At 69.0% G+C, this 18,032-nt stretch carries 20 protein-coding genes and 1 pseudogene; 11 read left to right on the forward strand and 10 right to left on the reverse strand.

Features of this window, described 5'->3' with window-relative positions:
- Positions 1 to 39: 39 nt before the first annotated feature.
- Both CVV72_RS41970 and CVV72_RS13470 read left to right on the forward strand, forming a co-directional pair.
- Positions 40 to 132: pseudogene (locus CVV72_RS41970) on the forward strand (pentapeptide repeat-containing protein); the annotation flags it as partial.
- Between the two features lie 189 nt (positions 133 to 321).
- A complete protein-coding gene (locus CVV72_RS13470) occupies positions 322 to 1,098 on the forward strand; it encodes a HEAT repeat domain-containing protein (RefSeq protein WP_255632676.1) in 777 nt (258 codons plus the stop codon).
- 57 nt (positions 1,099 to 1,155) lie between these two features.
- Here CVV72_RS13470 and CVV72_RS13475 read toward each other — a convergent pair whose 3' ends face one another.
- From CVV72_RS13475 to CVV72_RS13485, 3 genes are all read right to left on the reverse strand, one after another.
- Positions 1,156 to 1,890 carry a DUF4157 domain-containing protein gene (locus tag CVV72_RS13475; protein WP_219152763.1) on the reverse strand — a complete coding sequence of 245 codons (735 nt, stop codon included), beginning with the start codon at positions 1,888 to 1,890 and terminating at the stop codon, positions 1,156 to 1,158.
- Positions 1,891 to 2,002: 112 nt separating this feature from the next.
- Positions 2,003 to 3,991, reverse strand: coding sequence for an ATP-binding protein (locus tag CVV72_RS13480; RefSeq protein ID WP_219152764.1), 1,989 nt, complete (start codon positions 3,989 to 3,991; stop codon positions 2,003 to 2,005).
- On the reverse strand, positions 3,988 to 4,647 hold the full coding sequence (locus tag CVV72_RS13485; RefSeq protein WP_219152765.1) for a DUF4255 domain-containing protein: 660 nt from the start codon (positions 4,645 to 4,647) through the stop codon (positions 3,988 to 3,990). Before CVV72_RS13485 ends, CVV72_RS13480 begins: the two co-directional genes overlap by 4 nt.
- A 457-nt stretch (positions 4,648 to 5,104) precedes the next feature.
- Here CVV72_RS13485 and CVV72_RS13490 point away from each other — a divergent pair, with 457 nt between their 5' ends.
- Positions 5,105 to 6,250 (forward strand): hypothetical protein, encoded by a 1,146-nt coding sequence (locus tag CVV72_RS13490; RefSeq protein WP_034307394.1) that lies wholly within the window; start codon positions 5,105 to 5,107, stop codon positions 6,248 to 6,250.
- Between the two features lie 60 nt (positions 6,251 to 6,310).
- Here CVV72_RS13490 and CVV72_RS13495 read toward each other — a convergent pair whose 3' ends face one another.
- The gene (locus tag CVV72_RS13495; RefSeq protein ID WP_219152766.1) at positions 6,311 to 7,096 is read right to left on the reverse strand and encodes a trypsin-like serine protease; all 786 of its coding nucleotides are present in this window, start codon (positions 7,094 to 7,096) and stop codon (positions 6,311 to 6,313) included.
- Between the two features lie 235 nt (positions 7,097 to 7,331).
- Between CVV72_RS13495 and CVV72_RS13500 the strand changes: the two genes are divergently transcribed.
- Complete coding sequence (locus CVV72_RS13500) at positions 7,332 to 8,111, forward strand: hypothetical protein (protein WP_219152767.1); 780 nt, start codon at positions 7,332 to 7,334, stop codon at positions 8,109 to 8,111.
- A gap of 16 nt (positions 8,112 to 8,127) precedes the next feature.
- Here the strand turns inward: CVV72_RS13500 and CVV72_RS13505 are convergent, their stop codons facing one another.
- Positions 8,128 to 8,649, reverse strand: a complete 522-nt coding sequence (locus tag CVV72_RS13505; RefSeq protein ID WP_219152768.1) for a CGNR zinc finger domain-containing protein — start codon at positions 8,647 to 8,649, stop codon at positions 8,128 to 8,130.
- 105 nt (positions 8,650 to 8,754) lie between these two features.
- Here CVV72_RS13505 and CVV72_RS13510 point away from each other — a divergent pair, with 105 nt between their 5' ends.
- The 4 genes from CVV72_RS13510 to CVV72_RS13525 all read left to right on the forward strand — a co-directional run bounded on the left by CVV72_RS13510 (position 8,755) and on the right by CVV72_RS13525 (position 12,907).
- Positions 8,755 to 9,642, forward strand: coding sequence for an alpha/beta fold hydrolase (locus CVV72_RS13510; RefSeq protein ID WP_219152769.1), 888 nt, complete (start codon positions 8,755 to 8,757; stop codon positions 9,640 to 9,642).
- 44 nt (positions 9,643 to 9,686) lie between these two features.
- Positions 9,687 to 9,917: a hypothetical protein gene (locus CVV72_RS13515; RefSeq protein WP_219152770.1), complete on the forward strand. Its 231-nt coding sequence runs from the start codon at positions 9,687 to 9,689 to the stop codon at positions 9,915 to 9,917.
- 114 nt (positions 9,918 to 10,031) lie between these two features.
- On the forward strand, positions 10,032 to 11,831 hold the full coding sequence (locus CVV72_RS13520; protein ID WP_219152771.1) for an APC family permease: 1,800 nt from the start codon (positions 10,032 to 10,034) through the stop codon (positions 11,829 to 11,831).
- A 254-nt stretch (positions 11,832 to 12,085) separates the two neighbouring features.
- A complete protein-coding gene (locus CVV72_RS13525) occupies positions 12,086 to 12,907 on the forward strand; it encodes an SDR family NAD(P)-dependent oxidoreductase (RefSeq protein WP_219152772.1) in 822 nt (273 codons plus the stop codon).
- 45 nt (positions 12,908 to 12,952) lie between these two features.
- Here CVV72_RS13525 and CVV72_RS13530 read toward each other — a convergent pair whose 3' ends face one another.
- From CVV72_RS13530 to CVV72_RS13545, 4 genes are read right to left on the reverse strand one after another with little or no spacing between them, the layout of a single operon-like run.
- A complete protein-coding gene (locus tag CVV72_RS13530; protein ID WP_219152773.1) occupies positions 12,953 to 13,279 on the reverse strand; it encodes a DUF1048 domain-containing protein in 327 nt (108 codons plus the stop codon).
- 1 nt (position 13,280) lies between these two features.
- On the reverse strand, positions 13,281 to 13,637 hold the full coding sequence (locus CVV72_RS13535; protein WP_219152774.1) for a DUF1048 domain-containing protein: 357 nt from the start codon (positions 13,635 to 13,637) through the stop codon (positions 13,281 to 13,283).
- The gene (locus tag CVV72_RS13540; protein WP_219152775.1) at positions 13,634 to 13,960 is read right to left on the reverse strand and encodes a PadR family transcriptional regulator; all 327 of its coding nucleotides are present in this window, start codon (positions 13,958 to 13,960) and stop codon (positions 13,634 to 13,636) included. The genes CVV72_RS13535 and CVV72_RS13540 overlap by 4 nt, the downstream gene beginning before the upstream one ends.
- Positions 13,961 to 14,014: 54 nt before the next feature.
- Positions 14,015 to 14,986 (reverse strand): GlxA family transcriptional regulator, encoded by a 972-nt coding sequence (locus CVV72_RS13545; RefSeq protein WP_219152776.1) that lies wholly within the window; start codon positions 14,984 to 14,986, stop codon positions 14,015 to 14,017.
- A gap of 72 nt (positions 14,987 to 15,058) precedes the next feature.
- Here CVV72_RS13545 and CVV72_RS13550 point away from each other — a divergent pair, with 72 nt between their 5' ends.
- Both CVV72_RS13550 and CVV72_RS13555 read left to right on the forward strand, forming a co-directional pair.
- Positions 15,059 to 15,871, forward strand: coding sequence for a dienelactone hydrolase family protein (locus tag CVV72_RS13550; protein WP_219152777.1), 813 nt, complete (start codon positions 15,059 to 15,061; stop codon positions 15,869 to 15,871).
- A 38-nt stretch (positions 15,872 to 15,909) separates the two neighbouring features.
- Positions 15,910 to 16,407: a GNAT family N-acetyltransferase gene (locus CVV72_RS13555; protein ID WP_219152778.1), complete on the forward strand. Its 498-nt coding sequence runs from the start codon at positions 15,910 to 15,912 to the stop codon at positions 16,405 to 16,407.
- A 90-nt stretch (positions 16,408 to 16,497) separates the two neighbouring features.
- On the opposite strand, the gene CVV72_RS13560 is transcribed toward CVV72_RS13555, so the two are convergent.
- Complete coding sequence (locus tag CVV72_RS13560; protein WP_219152779.1) at positions 16,498 to 17,274, reverse strand: endonuclease I family protein; 777 nt, start codon at positions 17,272 to 17,274, stop codon at positions 16,498 to 16,500.
- 158 nt (positions 17,275 to 17,432) lie between these two features.
- On the opposite strand from CVV72_RS13560, the gene CVV72_RS13565 reads away from it, so the two are divergent.
- Entirely contained in the window at positions 17,433 to 17,864 is a 432-nt protein-coding gene (locus tag CVV72_RS13565; RefSeq protein WP_219152780.1) for a PPOX class F420-dependent oxidoreductase, read from the forward strand.
- Positions 17,865 to 18,032 lie beyond the last annotated feature (168 nt).

Raw genomic sequence — 18,032 nt, forward strand, 5'->3', positions numbered from 1 at the left:
ACCGACGGAGCACAGCCACCGGACATCCGTCCGTTCGACGTGCTTCGCTGCGCCGATCTCCGGGGACTGCGCCTCGAGGGCTTGGACCTGACGGGAGTCACCTTCTTCGGTTGTCGTCTCAACGGCACGTCCTTCGCCGGATCGAGATTGTCCGGAAGCCGGTTCAACGGCTGTTTCTCGGATATGCGGGGCCACCCGACGCGACTCCCCTCACAGGCGTTACCCGACACCACCGGATCACACCTGTATCAAGGTCCAGGGGAACATCCCGGCGCGGGCCCGCACTGGCCGGCCGTCGTCACCGAGGCCGCATGGCGCGCCATGACCGGCGACAACACGGAACGATATCGCGCGGTGCGGACCTTGGCCCGAATCGCCTATTCCCCTTCGTTCCCTCTGCTCGGCGGTTTCCTCGACGATGAAGAATGGGACGTCCGGATCGCCGCGCTGAACGGCATGAGGGAACTTCTCGAGGCGGGCAGGCTCCAGGATTCCCCCGGCGACGGCAACGCGCTCATTCGAATCGGGCTGCGCGCTCTCGGCGATGCGAATTCGCTTGTGACGGCGGCCGCGGCCGACCTCGGCCACGCGGCCGGCTGGCCGGCGAAGGTCTTGCGAGAACTTCTCGAACCGGTCGAGTCGAGAGACGACAGCGAGATCCTCCTCGCCCTTCGTTCAGCGATCACCCTCAGCCGTCAGGGCGACCCGGCGAGTGTTCTGGCCACTGCTTTCGACGCGGCCGACCACCAGCGCTTGCTGGATTTAGCCGACCCGGAAGTCCGAGAGGAGTACCTCCATGTCCTGGGTGTCCTTGATGTACCTCTGAGATCCGCATGGGAGAAAGGCCTGGGCGACCCCAGCGAAGCCGTCCGTGTCGCCGCGCTGTCGGCCGCACGCCTGCTCTCCACGCCACTGCCTTCCGGGCTCTTCGAGCCGTTGCTCGCTGACCCCGCCGAGACCGCACGGATCGAAACGATCTTCACCCTGGGCCACGCCGGGGGGTTCGATCGCGACGCGGTCGAGCGTTCGCTCACCGACCCTTCGGCGGAAGTGCGCCGCCTCGCGGCCGAACTCCTCGCCGGAACGGATCGCGAGTGAATGAACTCGGCGAACAGCCCACGCCGTCGCCGAACCCACCGACGGATGAGCCCGGAACTAGGCTTCTTCTTCGGTCTCTTCCTCGCGCTGCACGTACGTCTGCGCCATCTTCTCCTCTTCGCCTTCCTCGGCCTCAGGAGCTTCTTCGCGCTGAACGTGCGCTTCGCCGTCGTCCGCGCACCGCTGGACCGCGGGCCCCGTCGGCGACACAGCAGGCGCCGGGGCGGACATCAACCGGTCGGCGTTCGCGACGGCCTCGCGCTCGAACCGATCGGAGGGATCCGAAACCTTCACCCCGCCACCGGCGTCGGTCCCGTCCACCGGCCCGCTGCGTTGCTGGACGACATGGGTCAGCTCGTGCGCCAGCATATGCCTGCCCGAATCGGAACCAGGGTCGTACTTGTCCCGCTGGAACACGATATTCGAACCCACCGTGTAGGCCTGCGCGTTGACGGACTTCGCCGAATCGTGCGCGGCGCCGTCGGTGTGCACCCGGACGTCACCGAAGTCGTGCCCGAAGCGGCCCTCCATGTCCGCGCGCGTCGAGGCGTCCAAAGGCGCGCCGCCCGAGGTGACCACGTCGTGGACCGGGGAGCGCTCCTCCTCGACCAGGGTGCTCGCCCCCGCGTTCCCCACCGCGCGCTGCAGATCCAGCATTCCGGCGGGGCCGAGCACATCGGTGCGCCCGGCCGCGGCGGCGCGGCCGAGCAGGCCGCCCTCGTCCCGGTCCACCCGGTCGCCTTTCGGCCGCAGGCTCGGTTCAAGGTCGTTGTCGTGACTGTGCCCGCGCATGGTCCGCTCCCTCGGGTCGCTACGCCGCCTGTCCAGCTTGCGCCGTCGCCCGGCCGCGCACCAGGCTGCGTGCGCGGCCGAACGGGCGGCATCGGCTGCCCGAAGGGGCGGGTCAGCCGTCGGTCACCATCGCCAGGTACGGGCCGAACTCGCGGTCCAGGCACAGCCTGCCCAGCTTGCGGTATTCCCGCGCGACCGCGCCGACCAGATCCGCCATCGCCACCGGGCGGCCGGCTTCCGCGGCCAGATACGCGCCCGTCACCGCGGCCGAGCGGATGTGCCCTCCGGCGAGTTCGAACGCTTCGGCCAGGAAACCCAGGTCCAGGTCGTCGGCCCGGGGCATGCGAGCGCCGAGGCAGCGGTCCCACAACTGCCGCCGCAGCTCGACGTCTGGCAACGGGAAGTCCACGATCACGTCCAGCCGCCGGGTGAACGCCTCGTCGAGGTTCGCTCGCAGGTTGGTGGCCAGCACCGCGATGCCGTCGAAGGTTTCCATCCGCTGCAGCAGGTAGGCGCTTTCGATGTTCGCGTACCGGTCGTGTGCGTCACGGACCTCGGACCGCTTGCCGAAGATCGCGTCCGCCTCGTCGAACAGCAGCACTCCGTTGACGCCTGCCGCCTCGGTGAAGATCCGTTCCAGGTTCTTCTCCGTCTCGCCGACGTACTTGTCGACCACCGTCGCCAGGTTCACGGTGTAGAGATCCAGCCCCAGCGAGGCGGCGATGACCTCGGCGGACATCGTCTTGCCCGTCCCCGAGTCCCCGGCGAAGAGCCCCGTCACGCCTCGGCCGCGGCCGCCGCCGGGCCGCATCCGCCACACGTCGAGCACCTGGTCCCGGTAGCGGGCCCGCGCGGCCAGTTCGTCCAAAAGGGACAGTACGCCCGCGGGCAGCACGAGGTCGCTCCAGCCCACCCCGGGTTCGATGCGCCGGGCGAGCCGTTGCAGACCCGCCGCGTTCTGGCTCCGCGCGCCCGCGCGGAGATGGGACGCCCGCACCGGCCCGCCATCGGCCAGCGCCGTCACCGACGCCGCCTTCGCCGCGCGGGCGATCTGCCCCGGCCCCAGCACGAAATGCGCGGTCGCCTCCGCGGGGTCGACATCCGGCGCGAGCCCGCCGTCGAGATGGCCCCGCCAAAGGCCCACCCGGCTCGCCACGGACAGGGGGAAGGCGTCGAGCTGCAACGGCGGGACGGCGCTCCACCGGGGGTCCCAGGCCCCGGTGCCGTGCACGATCGACGGGACCGCCGGATGCGCGAGCTTCTCCAGGCCCGGCGAGTCGTCGACCGGGCCCAGCACCAGCCCCGCACCGCGCAGCAACGCCTCCCGCATGAGCGAAGCGGTGAGCTCGCCCCGTCCGGAGTCCGCCTGCCACCGTGGGGCATCGACTACGAGCGCGGGAAAACCGGCGGCGGTCAGTGCCGCGACACCGAGTTCTTCGGCACCTCCGCCGGGATGCTCCCGCAGATAGACCAACGCGACCTGGCCGCTGATCGCACGGGTGAGCCGTTCGGTACCGGACACGTCGGCGATGTCCGTGCCGAGGCGTGCGCATCCGGCGAGTTCAGGGGCGAGCCGATCGTCGCCCAGCAGGTGGTTCACCACCCGGTCCGGAACACGAAGCGTCCGCGACAGGAAGGGTCGTTCTTGCTCCTCCATGGTGAGCAGGCCGCAAGTGATCAGCGGAGCGTCGGCGTCGAGCCGCGCCCGGCCGGCGGCCGACGCTTCGGGGATGCCGCACAGGCGCAAGGCCAAGCCCGCCGTCGCCCGGCGGCGAGTCACGTCGTCGTTGAGATAGCCGTAGAACTGCTCGAACCGGCTGTCGAGGTCGGGCGCGAGCGCGACCAGCAGCAGTTCGACGTCGACACCGGTGAGTCCCGCGCGCTTCGCCAACGGGCGCAGGCGGCCGTCCGGCACGGAGTCCGTGAACGGCGGGAACGGTTCACGGTGGCCCTCCAGCAGCGCGTCGATCGTCTCGTTCGAGAGGTACAGCCCGCGGAAGGGATCGTCGGGGTTCGGGTCGGCGGCCCGGCGGCTCTCGACCGCGTCGCGGATCCGCTGTTCGAGCCGGGCCAACCGCTCGAACAGGTATTCCAGGCTCATCGGGGCTTCCGGTGCGTGCGCGCCATCGCGACCCGGCGTTGCCCTTCGACCGCCCCGCTCTCCGCCACATGGTGCCCGATCAGCTCGCCATCGCGGGTGTCGAGCTTCAAGCCTTCCCGCGGTGGCCGTTCGGCCGGGTATACCCGTCCACTGTGGACCGGCGCGGAGACGACGACGTCCAACGACGGTTTCAGCTCGCCGCCCAAAGCGGTCCAGACGTCGGCGAACGCGCGGTCCTCCGGCGGCGGCAACGCGACCGTCATCGGCACCGGCAGGCCCGTTTCGGCCAGCGACCCCGTGAGCGCCGACTCCGGGACGGCGTCGTGGCAGAGCAGGCCGAGCAGCAGGTCGGACAGCACGCGGTGCTCGTCTTCCGGACGCTGCGTCCACGCGGTGACCAGATAGGACAACTTGATGTGCCGGGGCGGAAGGTGCCGCGCCGAGACCTTGCCGAGCGGGTCGTACTCGTTGAGCAGGCCACGCGAGCGGCGCCGCAGATCTTCTCGTACGTCGTAGAGATAGACGTTCACCGCGGGAGCGTTGCGCCGCGCCGCCCATTCCTTGGTCGGCGCGTCGAACGCGACCTCGATCTCGCTGCCGCGCCGGGCCGCGTCCCGCACCAGCCGCCGCAGCGCCTCATCGACCTCATGGATCACGCGGACCTCCTCGGACGGCGGTCTTCCCACGATGATCGCGGCGGCGCCGACCGGCCAGCCGCGCAGCGGCAGACCTTCGGGTACGCCGGGCTGCCCGTACGGGCAACGCCTGACGACCGATAACGAAACGCTCCCACGGTGGGCGGCAGAAGGTCCTCGGCTATAAGCTCACCTCGAACCCTCCGCTCGACCCATGACGACCGGCCCTGGCTCCGCCGCGCTTCACCGAGGCACTCAGCTGACCTCGGCGGCAGGTACGCCGGCCCACCACGCCGGGTCGAGCCCTATCGCGGCGGACAGGCACCAGGCCTGTCCTCGGCTGACGGCACCGGTTCCCTCGTTCCACCCGCACACCACAGCCGGTCATGGCCGGTCCGACTCACTCCACAGGAGATCCTCCATCAGTGTCCCCGTAGTTCTGCCGTACGCCGTCAGCGCTCCTCGTTCGCTCACCGATGTGTACGGTCCGGGCATCGCCGTCTGCGCGCGGCCCGAGCTCGCCGCCGCCGAACCAGTGAACAAGCACCGCCACAGCCGTGACGTCGTGTCCGCACGACCGATCGCCGTCGCGGCCGACCTGCCGGTGATCTGCAGCGCCGGTGGCACGGACCCGGATCTGCTGGCGCTCCTGCGTGACAGCGGCCTGCCGGTCGGCACCGATCTGCGCGCGTTCCGGAGCGAAAGGGAATTCGCCGCCCGGGTGACCGAAGCGATGTCCGACGGTCTGCTGATGTCGATGGAGTACCCCCAGCCGACCACGCTGTGCCCGGACGAACGCGCGCTCAAAAGCGCGCAACTCGTCGGCTACTTGAACAACAAGGCCAGCATCACCACGCTGGTCGATCCCCGGTTCCAAGCGCACCGCAGCGTCGTGACCCGTGCGCAACTCGCCGAGGCGGCGCCGTCGGAGAAGTCGTGGGTGCTCAAAGCCGCGACCAACGACGCGCACGGCGGCAGCCTCGACGTGTATCTGCATCGGGCCCACGAGCCGATCACGCTGCCGGCGTTCACCGATGTGCTCGGCGAGTTCGTCGTCGAGGAGTACCTGCGGATCCTGCGCAACTGGGGCCTGCAGTTCTACGTGGGCGCGGACGCGCGTGCCCGCCTGCTCGCCGTGACCGAACAACGCGTCGACGAGACCGGGATCTACGCCGGCGGCAGATTCGGCGCGGTCACCACCCCTCCCGCCGAACTGCTCGCCGAATGCCTGGCGATCACCCAGCGCGCGGCCGATGTCGGCTACCGCGGCCTGTGCAGCCTCGACTGCGCCCAAACCCTGGACGGCCAGCAGGTCGTGCTCGACCTGAACTTCCGGATCACCAGCGGCTCGATCCCGTTGCTGGCGATGCAGTCCGTCCGCCCCGACGCCCTGGACCACCCCGCCGAGTCCGTGAAGCTGACCGTCGCCGGCGCGCTCACCGACCTGCTCGCCGAGCTACGCCCGGCGCTGGCGGACGGACGCCTGCTCATCGTGGCAGGCCATGACACCGGCCACACGGACGATCCGATCAGGCGAAGTACCTTGCAGCTGCTGGTTCTCGGGGACGACCCCGACGAGGTGGCCGCTCGACGCCGGGCGCTGGAAGAGAAGACCCGCCGGTAACGCTCGTCGGGACCGTGTCGCGAAAGCCGCTTCTGGTGGCTTTCGCGACACGCCCCGGCATCAGGCCACGGCCGCCTCTCGGCTCGTCTGCTCGGCGATCCAGTCCTGATACACCGTCACATCGGTCCAGATGCCCAGACCGCTGGCGCATTTCGGATCCGCGTCACCATCGCGGCTGGTGGCACCTACCAGTTCCCATTCACCCGGCCTGCCCTTGATCTGCGGTCCACCCGAGTCGCCGTAGCAGCCCATCGCGTCCGGCGTGTCGGATCCGGTGCAGATCTCCTTGCCCGTCGCCAGATTGCGGCACTCCGCCGCCGGCCTGACCTTGGTGTCCAGCTCCTGGAGGATCTCCGGAGCGCCGCAGTTCTGCTCGGCGCAGTGCTCGCCCCAGCCGAGGATCCGGGTCGCCGTTCCGGCGTCGCCCACGGCTTCGGCGATCTTGATCGGCTGCTCGGTCACCGGTTTGTCCAGCCGCACCAGCGCGATGTCCCCGCCCGACGGTTTCCGCCGGTCGAAGTCCGGGTGCACGATGATCCGGCTGACGCCGGTCTCCGTCCCCCCGCTGTTGTGCTGCCGTGCCCCGATCCTGGTCCTGACCTGGTCCGGCCGCGCTCCCTGCACGCAGTGCGCCGCGGTCACCACCCAGTTCTCACTGATCAGCGAGCCGCCGCAGAAGTGATTCCCGTCCTGCTGCAACGACACCATGAACGAATAGTCCTCGGTGGCGTCGTGCCCGCCGATGACGTAGGGCGTCGGCCCGTCGGCCGCCGCGGCGATCCCCGGTGCCAGTACCGCTCCCGCCGCGGCCAGCCCGACCATCAGTACGCCTGTTTTGCGAAGCATTATCGTGAACTCCCCGTAGACGACGAATTGCTGACAGTCGTCACGCTATGGGGTGATGATCACGGCTGGATCGGCTTATCGGCCGGGTGCTCATCGGCCGAATGGCCGACCCAGCGTGACGTTGCACCACGAGAAGCAACCCGATGGTGAATGCGCGTCTCGGCAGAGGACGGGGATGTCCTTGTCCGGGCCGTCCCAGTACTCTCCAGCGGACGGTGCGACAGGGGGAGATAGCGTGTCCAGCCACTTCGAGGCGATCGGGATCGGCGTCACCAACGAGGACGAGTTCAGGGAGCGGGTGGTCTCCCTGATCGGCGCGGGCACGGCCCGGCAGATCGACAAGAAGATCAGCGAACACGTGTGGACGGATTCCTCCGGCGCCCGGCTGGTCGCACAGGTCCGCAAGGGCGAGATCGACTTCCTTCTGCCATGCCTGGCAGGCACGGCGCCCGCGGTCCCGGTGCGCGGCGTACGCCTTGTCGATGACGAGACCGCGATGCTCGACCTCCTCGACGGTGACGGGGAGATGGTCTGCCCTGTCGCGGTCGAACTGGAAGACCGGGCGGTTCTCGCCAACGCCGGCGGGCGACTCGAGTCCGGCTCCCTGGTACTGGCGGCGCTGGCCGAAGACATCACCGTGCACGCCGACGCCGATGCCTACGAGGCCTCGCAGGGCGAGGACGGACCGAAGTTCGCCGCCGACCACTTCATCCCGTCCGGCACTTTCGCGCTCGAGGCCCCTTCGCCCGGCTGGGCGCCCTCCGCCCACGCGCTGTTCGCCGGCGAAGTCGTCGAGGCCGCGACTCCCGTGAACACCGTCACCGGCAAGGCATTCCATCGGATCCGGGTCCGGACCATCGCCGCGATCGAACTCGACGTCGCCATCGCGACCACCGGCCTGGAGCAGCCCCCCGCCCGCGGCAACATCGTGACGGGAACCTTCTTCCTGACCGGAAGTCTGGGACTTCAGCCCGCCGACGCCGCGGAAAAGCGGCGCCGCTGGTTCCGGCGGTAGTCCTTCACGGCGGGCGCTAGGCCGACCGTTCGCGGCGATAGTGACGAGCGGCCTTCGCCCGGTTGCCGCAGGTTTCCATGGAGCACCATCGCCTGGTGCCGTTACGGGTCGTGTCGTCGAAGTACAGCGTGCACGCCGGATACGCCGAGCACCGCTTGATCCGTTCCGGGCGCGCGCGAAGCAGGCTCAAGTAGCCGTAGGCCGCAAGCCACGCGGGCCGCCAAGCCACTTCCTCGACCTCGATCGTTTCTCCGGGGCCGCCTTCCCGCAGCTCCGGCCGCAACCGCCCGCGCGCCAGCACCTCGTTCAGCGCACGCTCGGCGGAAGCGCCGGGATTCTCGAGTACCTCGCGCAGGACGGACCGCGTGTGCCGCAACGGTTCCTCCGCGCCCGGCGTATCCGGAAGGCCCCACTCGGCCAGCCAGGCGCCGACGCCGCCGGGTTCATCGAAAACGTCCTGCCGCGCACCACGATCGGGCCACGTGGTGTTCAGCAGGTCCAGAGCGATCGGCTCGCCGACCAAGGGGCGTTGCGGCACGGCGCCATCCTACCCTCCGTCAACCGCTTGACAGGTTAGGTCTCCGCATGCTTGTCTCTAACCGTTAAAACTTATTTAGACGGTTAGAGCAAGGGAGCACCTGACATGTCCGAAGCAACCCGTTCCGCCGACGAGGTTTTCCACCGCACGGCGACCATCGACGGCCGCGGCGTGTTCTACCGGGAAGCAGGCGACCCGGCCGCCCCGACCGTGGTGCTGCTGCACGGTTTTCCCACGTCGTCGCAGATGTTCCGCACGCTGATCCCCGCACTCGCCGACCGCTACCACGTCATCGCCCCCGACCACATCGGCTTCGGCCACTCCGACGCCCCGCCCGTCGACCGGTTCGACTACTCGTTCGAGAACCTCACCGCGATCACCCTGGGGCTCGTCGACGCGCTCGGCCTGGACCGTTTCGCCCTCTACCTCCAGGACTACGGGGCGCCCATCGGGCTCCGCATCGCGAGCCGGCACCCGGAGCGGGTCAGCGCACTGGTGGTGCAGTCCGGCAACGCCTACGTCGAAGGCTTCACACCGTTCTGGGATGTCCTGTTCGCGCACGCCAAGGACCGTGAAACCCACGAAGAAGCCGTGCGCGAACTCCTGGAGCCCGCGGCGACCCGCTGGCAGTACACCCACGGCGTCCCCGCCGACCGGCTGGACCGGCTCACCCCGGACACCTGGACCCTCGACCAGGCCCTGCTCGACCGCCCGGGCAACAAGGAGGTGCAGCTGCAGCTGTTCTGGGACTACCAGTTCAATCTCGACGCCTACCCGGCCTTCCAGCAGTACTTCCGCGAGCACCGCCCGCCGACGCTCATCACCTGGGGCGAGCACGACGAGATCTTCGGCGCCGACGGAGCCCGCGCGTTCCTTCGCGACCTGCCCGACGCCGAACTGCACCTTCTCGACGCCGGACATTTCGCACTGGAGACGCACGGCCCGGAGATCGCGGCCCTCATCAGGGACTTCCTCGGCCGCACCGTGCGCTGACCGCCCGGCGCCTCCGTATCCTCGATGCGGGACGGAGGTGCGAAATGACGGACGAACAGCTGCTCATCGAATTCGCGCTGACCCGCATGGACCATCCCGAACTCGACCTCGAGGAAGTGGCGACGCTGGCCGTCCGGCGTCTCGGTGAGGACCGGATGCTGGACTTCGCCGGGCGTACCCTCGCCAATCGCGGCGAACTACGCGGAGCCGCGTTCCCGGCCGCCGTCGAACACGTTCTCCGGGTGGTCCTCACCTTGCGCGGCCCGGACGACTGAACGGCGAAGATACCGCGCAACGGTCGTCAGTTTGCTGTCGGGTTCACCGGGATCGGTGTCAAGAACCTGTCAACGACCTCGAACCGTGGAGCGTCGGAACCCCACGCTGACGGCGTGACCACGACACTCACCCGCCCCGAGCGCGCTCTCGACCGCTCCGAACGGCACCGGCTCTCCGTCGTCGGCGGGCTCGCCGCGCTGTCCCTGGACGCGATGGCCTCGGTCGCCTACGGGCCCGAGGCCATCGTGATCGTGCTGGCCGTCGCGGGCGGGGCGGGGCTGGGCTTCACCCTGCCGGTCACGCTCGCGATCGCGGCCCTCCTCGGCGTGCTGACGCTGTCCTACCGTCAGGTGATCGCCGCGTTCCCGGACGGTGGCGGCGCCTATGGGGTCAGCCGGGCCTATCTCGGGCGACGGGCCTCGCTGGTGGCCGCGGCGTCCCTGATCGTGGACTACGTGCTCAACGTCGCGGTGTCCGTGGCGGCGGGGGTCGCCGCGCTGACGTCGGCGTTCCCCGGCCTGCTGCCGTATACGCTGTGGTTGTGCCTCGGCGTCCTGGCACTGGTCACCGCGGTGAATCTGCGCGGCATCGCCGAAAGTGCCCGGGTGTTCGTCGTGCCCACCGTGATCTACGTGGTCGCGATCCTGACCGTGATCGTCGCCGGTCTCTTCCGGTCCGGCCCGGCCGCGGAGATCGCCGCACCGGACCACGCACAGAACCTGCAGATGGTCGGGATTCTGTTGCTGCTCAAGGCTTTCGCGAACGGTTGCGCCGCGCTCACCGGAGTCGAGGCGATCGCCAACGCCGTACCGTCGTTCCGCAAGCCGCGGATACGGCGGGCGCAGCACGCGGAAATCGCGCTGGGTGGCCTGCTCGGCGTGATGCTCATCGGGATCGCCGTGCTGATCGGGAAGTTCGGCATCCATCCGGTGGACGGCGTCACGGTGCTCTCGCAGGTGACCACCGCGGCGCTGGGCGACGGCTTCGGTTTCTACCTGGTGCAGTTCTCGACCGTGGTGCTGCTCGCCTTGGCCGCGAACACCTCCTTCGGCGGTCTGCCGGTACTGGCTCAGCTGCTGGCGAGACACCACAAGCTGCCGCACGTGTTCGCCCTGCGCGACGAACGCCAGGTGTATCGCCACGGGGTCGGTTTCCTCGCCATCACCGCCGCACTCCTGCTCGTCATCACCGACGGTGAGATGAACACCCTGGTCCCGCTGTTCGCGATCGGGGTGTTCATCGGATTCACGCTCTCCCAGGTCGGGATGGTCCGGCACTGGCGCCGTCTCCGCCCGGCCGGCTGGCGCGGCAAGGCCACGCTCAACGGTTTCGGCGCGCTGCTCACCGGAGCCGCGGCGATCGTGGTGACGACGACGAAATTCGGCGAGGGCGGCTGGCTGATCGTCGTCGCGCTTCCGTTGCTGGTGGCGGCCATGGAGTGGGTCGAGCGCAGCTACCGCCGGATCGGTGATCGGCTCGAACTCGGCGTCACCCCGGCTCCCCCACGGCCGAACCGCTCACTCGTGATCGTCCCCGTCCACGCCGTCTCCCGCCTGACCCGTGACGCCCTCGCCGCCGCGCTGTCACTCGGCGACCATGTGCAGGCGGTCCACGTCACCCACCCCGACGACGGGCACGCGGCACAGGACTTCTTGACGGCCTGGGAAAAATGGCATCCCGAGGTGGCACTGGTCCAGCTCCACGACGAACGCCGCCGCCTCGGTGAGCCCCTGGTGGAACATCTCCGGACCGTCGGCGGACGGCACGTCTTCGTGCTGATCGCCGAAGTCGAACCCGAGCATCGGTGGCAGCGGATCCTGCAGAACCAGCGCGGCGGCGTGCTCGCCCGCGCACTGCGCCGCCGCTCGGACGCCGTCGTCTGCCGGATGCGCTTCCGGGTGGGTGCCCGGTGACCGGCCCGGGATCCCGCGGAAGGAATCCGTAAAACCGGATCAGCCGAGCTTGCTCCCCGGCCGCGGGCACGTTTGGCTTGCGGCATGGGCAGGGGTGACGTTCGCGGGCACGCGTGGGGCGTGCGCCACGACGACCGTCCACCTCATCCGGGGCCGGCCGGCGATACCCCCGATTCCGGCGATTCCCCGGCCGGCCGTCGACCTTCCGGCCCCGGCGCGATCGAACGCGCCATGAATCCTCTGTGGATGGACCCATGAACGACAGCCCCACAGTCCTGCTCACCGGCGCATCGGACGGCATCGGTTTCGAGACCGCCCGTCTTCTCATCGCTCAAGGGTGCACGGTGATCGCCCACGCGCGTACCCGCGAGGAAAGCGACGAAGCGTGCGACCGGCTGGTGAAATCCGGCGTCGACACCCGGAAACTCCGGCCCGCCGTCGCCGACTTCACCGACCTGCGCCAGGTGATCGACCTCGCTGTCTCCGTCGCCGAGACCTGTCCCCGTCTCGACGTTCTGGTCAACAACGCCGGAATCACCGGCGAGCACGGGCGTGTGCTCACCAAGGACGGCCACGAACAGACCGTCCAGGTCAACTATCTCGCCCCGTACCTGCTGACCCGGCTGCTCGAAGACACGCTCGACCGCTCCACGGTGAGCCGCGTCGTGAACGTGTCTTCCTCGTTGCACCGCGGCGGGCGGATCAACTGGAACGACATCAACTGGAAGCGCCGCTACAACCGAGGCGCGGCGTACGCGCAGTCCAAACTCGCCCTCACCATGATGACCGCCGCACTGACCGGATTCCGGCCGAAGGTCAGGGAAGCCGTCAGCGTGCACCCGGGCATCATCGCCACCAGGATGCTGCCGGGCTACAGCCATCGGGGCCGCCCGGTGATCGAAGGAGCCGAACCGGTGGCCCGGCTGGCCGATCCGTCGGCCAAGGTCCTCAACGGCGGCTACTACGACGGCAGGCTACCCGCGAGGGCCGCGGCCGCCGCCGTCGATCCCGGCGACGTGAGGAAGCTGTGGTCCCTCAGCGAACGCCTGACGCTCTTCGACAAGCGGAAGGCCTGACGCCACGACGGACGCCCGGGCACCTCGGTCCCCGGGCGGATCGTCTTACCGCCCCGCCGCGCCGGGCTGCCCGCCGATCGACTCCTGATAGCGGTCCGCGTAGGTGGGGGTGTCCTTGATCAGGTCGTCGCAGAAGGCGGCGACATCGTCGCCGATGACTTCCCGCACTCCCTTACCCGACGCGGCACCTTCCTCGAAGAAGTCCACGATCCCGGAGAGCAAGGGCCCGTCGGCCAGGTCGACCGGTCCCACCTTGAAAAGGTATTTCCGCATCTCCTGGTAGACGATCCGATAGTCCGGCGGAAGCGCCTTGACCCGCGCCAGGTGCGCACGCCACTGCTTCTTGCCCTCGATGATGTCCTGGATGCCCACGTCAGCCTCCCAGCTGCTTCAGTTTCCTGGCGACGTTCCTGTTCAGCTGCTCGCGCCAGCGGTCGCGATAGCCGTGGCGCCGCTCCCCGCCGGCCAGCGCGGCGCAGAAGCCCTCGATGTCGTCACCCAGCACCTCGTGCACGTTCTGCCCGTCCGCGGCCGTTTCCTCGAGCAGGCCCAGGGCGCCGTCGAGAATCGGCGTCAGATTTCTTCCGGTGAAGTCCGAGTAGAGGGAGAGATGCCCGGTGATCTGTCCCCACGCCGCCCGATAGTCCGCGGGCAAGGCTTCGGCCCGGACTTCGAAGGCCTTCCATTCCCTGGTGAGATCGCCGCCCGTGATGGTGTCCCAGAACTTCATTTCCCGCCCTCCTTGAGCTTGTCGATCCGCGATGTGACGAACTCCCACTTCGCCCAGAACGTCGCGAGTTCCGCGCGCCCGGCGTCGTTGAGCGCGTAGAACTTGCGCGGGGGCCCCTGCTCCGACGGCCGTTTCGTCACCTGGACCAGCCCGTTCTTCTCCAGCCGCAGCAGGATGGTGTACACCGTCCCCTCGACCACTTCCGCGAAGCCGAGCTCGTTCAACCGACGCGTGATGGCATACCCGTAGGTCTCCTCGCCGCCGACGATCTCCAGCACGCAACCCTCGAGCGTGCCCTTCAGCATCTCGGTCAGACCGTCCATCGTGACCCTCTTCGCATCCTGGTACTCAGTGGCACTGACTACCAGTACAAAGTATCACAAAGTACTGGAGTCTCGCCGGAAGGCCGCCCGATAGTCGCCGGGTCGCCGTCCCGTGTGCTTCGCGAAAAGGGCGGCGAACGTGCCCGGGTCCCGATAGCCGACCGCGGCGCAGATTCCGGCGACCGTCCGGTCCGTCGTTTCGAGGAGATGGCGGGCACGCCGGACGCGTGAGGAATGCAGGTATTCGAGGGGCGTCTGCCCGGCCTCCTCCGCGAAGCGCCGCAGCAACGTCCGGGTGCTGACATTGAACCGTCCGGCCAAGGCGGTGAGGTCGTAGCGGACGGCGAGGTTCTGGTCCAGCCATCGCATGACCCGGCGGGAAAACGCGTTGCCCGGACGCGGCAGGAGCCGCGTGTCGACATAAGGCGTCTGTGACGACCGCGCGTCGTCGACCAGCGCCACCCGCGCCGTCGTCCGTGCCACATCGGCGCCGCTGTGCTCGCGGATCAGTTCGAGGGCGAAGTCGTACATGGCACTGAACGCCGCCGTCGTCGTGACTCCCCGGTCGGTGACGACCAGACGCTCGGGCCGGACTTCGGCTTCGGGGCAGCGCCGAGCCAGTTCGTCCGCGAAGAGCCATGAGGTGGTGGCGCGGCGACGGTCGAGCAGCCCGGCCGCGGCCAGCAGGAACGCGCCGACGCAGAGCGAGACCACGACGTCGCCCGCGGCGGCATGCGACCGGATCGCTTCGATCTCCGGTGCGAGGTTCGCGATCTTCCCGTCGATGTCCTGCCCCGGTGTGAGCTCGAATCCCGGCACGACGAGGACGTCGACTTCACGCAGTGGCGCGACGGTCACCACGACCCCGCCCGACGCCGCGACCCGGCGGCGAGGGGAAACGACGGAAACCTCGTATCCGGCACGGCCCGGACCCGCGACGTGCGTGGCCATCGTGAGGAGATCCGGGACACCGAACACCTCGGACGCGAAACAGCCCGGGTAGGCCAGGACCCCCACTCGCAGCATGTGGCGAGATTACCCCGCTATCCGGCGATCTGGCCTGTCCCCGCGAAGGCCGCGCCGGGCGAGGCTTTCGCCATGCACGGACACCTGGACGATCCCCTGACCGACTTCTCGCACCGGCTCGTGGAGGTGGACGGCGTGCCGAAGACGGTGCACGTCGCGGGATCCGGGCCCGGCGTGGTGCTGATGCCGGAGATGCCCGGGATCAGTCCTGACGTCCTTCGGTTCGCGCGGTGGGTGCGAGACGCCGGCTTCACCGTCTACGTCCCTTCGCTCTTCGGGCGCGACGGCGCGTATCCGACCGCGGAGACTGGGGAGGAAGTGGTCCGCCGCGCGTGTGTCAGCGCCGAATTCCGGGCGTTCGCCGGCGGCGGGACCAGCCCCGTCACGCGATGGCTGCGGGGGCTCGCGCGCATCGCCCACGCCGAATGCGGTGGGCCCGGGGTCGGCGCGATCGGCCTGTGCTTCACCGGCAACTTCGCCCTCACCATGGCGCTCGAACCCGCCGTCATCGCCCCCGTGGTCAACCACCCCTCGCTCCCGCTGGACGACCCGGGCGCGCTCGAACTCGCCGAGGAGGACGCGACCGCGGTCCGGGACCGGATCGCGCGCGACGGCCTCAAGGTGCTCGCCTACCGCTTCGACGGCGACCGCTGGTGCACCGGACAGCGGTTCGCCGCCTACCGGGCCCTCCTCGGCGACGCCTTCGACGGACGGGTCCTGCCGGACAGTGCCGCGAACACCGACCCGCCCCCGTTCTTCCGCGACCTGGTCGGCACGCCGCACAGCGTCGTCACCGCCCACTTCGTCGACTCCGCCGGGCATCCCACGCTGCGCGCCAGGGACGAGATCCTCGCCTTCCTCGCCGATCGGCTGGCGACACGGTAGAACGGGGTGGCGTCAAGATCGCCCGGGAGGAGAACGTCATGTCCGAGCCGCGCCGAGCACACGTCTCCGACCACGGCGCGATCGTCGACCGCGTCCAGCGGTGGTGGGGCGACTCGCGCACCCCCGCCCAGGCCCGCGAACTCTCCCTGCTGCTCCCCAAGCTGTTCCTGCAGTTCTTCTCCGGCACGAGCCTGGTCGTCGAGGACGGAACCGGCATCAGGGCGTTCCTCGTCGGCTTCCACTCTCCCGACGACGATGTCCAGGCGTACATCCACTTCGTGGGCGTGGACCCGGAACTGCGCGGGCAGGGGACGGCCCGCCGCCTGTACACGGCCTTCTTCCAGCACGCCGCCGAGGCGGGCCGCACGGAAGTCCGCGCGATCACCTCGCCGGGGAACGCCGGATCCATCGCGTTTCATCGCGCCATGGGGTTCACCCTCGAACCCGGGGATCGGGAGGTGGACGGGCTCCCCGTGCACGGCGACTACGACGGGCCCGGCCAGGACAGGGTCTGCTTCGTCCGGAAGATCGCCTAGGCGGTGTCCTGTAAGGCTTTTCGATGGGCTTCGTGATCCAGGTGGTTCCTGGCGGTGCGGAGACCGCGAACATGACTTGCGGGACAGCGCCTAGCCGTAGATCGAGGCCGCCCATTCCGGGTGGTCGATGAACGGGTTGCGGTTGTGCTGGAACTGGTCGTGGATGATCTGGTTGCGACGCTGTTCGGTGGCGTCGGGCGGGTCCTGGGTGTGCCAGCTCAGCAGGACCGAGATCCGGCCGATATGGGGTTTCGACCCGTTGTCGACGGCGTCGTTGGGTTCGAGGTCGGGGAAACCGTCGGTTCCGTCGTACCGGACGCCCATGTACAGGATCATGCGGGCCACGTCGCCCTTGACCGCGTCGCGCGGCTCGAACGAGTCGTCGTCGGTCAGGCTCCCGGGTGCTTCCTCGACCGGAGAACCGCCGGCGTCGAAGTCCTTGTTCCCGCGTGTGCTGTTGACCGACGCGTCCTCCGCCCGCAGATGGTGCAGGTCGGTGCCGGGTCCGACCGCCGTGCCGAAGTCGCCGTGCGACTTGGCCCAGACGTGCTCCCGGTTCCAGTCGTCGACTCCCCCGCCGTTGGCCGTCTTCGCCTGCGAGCGGCCGCTGTAGAGCAATACGACGTTCGCCTTGTCGGCCGGATCCTCGTCGGTGGCCTTGATCCCGTCCCATACCTGCTCGTACGTCAGTTTGGTGCCGGTACTGATGATCTTGTGCAACGCCGCCTTGAGCTCGGGCCCGGTTTTGCCCAGCGCGTCCTGGTAGTAGTCGTCACCGGACGGACCCGCGAGAGTCGGCGACGCGAAGGCGATCCCCGCCGTGACGCCGAGCGCGAGTACGACAGAGATTCGGCGGGCTGGCCGCATGAACGGTTCCTCTCCCCAGAGGCGCCGGCCCGGATCGTCCTCGGTTCGTCTGCCACGACCCCGGCAACGCACAAGTCGTATGGTTGGAAAAATACTTTCATGTATGTCAAGGGGGCGTCAGGTGCGACAATCGTCGTCCCGACCCACTGGAGGGCCCCGTGGCCGAGTTGAGCGAGCAGATCCGCGACTGGGTCGCGGCACCGAGGTTCTGGCACCTGGCCACGGTGAACCAGGACGGTTCTCCCCAGGTGTCCCCCATGTGGATCGACGTCGAAGGCGATCACATCGTGTTCAACACCGCCGTCGGCCGGGTGAAGGAGGAGAACCTGCGCCGCGAGCCTCGGGTGTCGTTGTCCTGTCTGGACACGGAGAATCCCTACGACCGGGTCGTCATCCACGGCCGGGTCGTCGAGTTCGTCGAAGGCGACGAGGCGGACCGGTGCATGGACCGGCTGGCGAAGAAGTACGTCGGAACCGACCGTTTCGAATGGCGGATTCCGGGAGAACGCCGGGTCAAGGTCCTCGTCGAGCCGACCCGCTCCAGCCATGTCGTCGGCGTCGAGCCGTTCCGGCGCGGACATCAGCCGTAGGACGCACCCGATTCTGTCCATTTCGGACACACGGTCGAACGAACGAGCCTCCGGCCGGACCGATATCGCTTCGAGACCCGAACGGCGCAACCGAGGGAACGGCTCACTACGTCCACGTCACATGAGATGGATCGTGGCGTGCCTCCTACTGGTCGTGGCGGGATGTGG

It is taken from the genome of Amycolatopsis sp. TNS106 (assembly GCF_019330265.1).
In the GTDB taxonomy this organism is placed as follows: domain Bacteria; phylum Actinomycetota; class Actinomycetes; order Mycobacteriales; family Pseudonocardiaceae; genus Amycolatopsis; species Amycolatopsis lurida.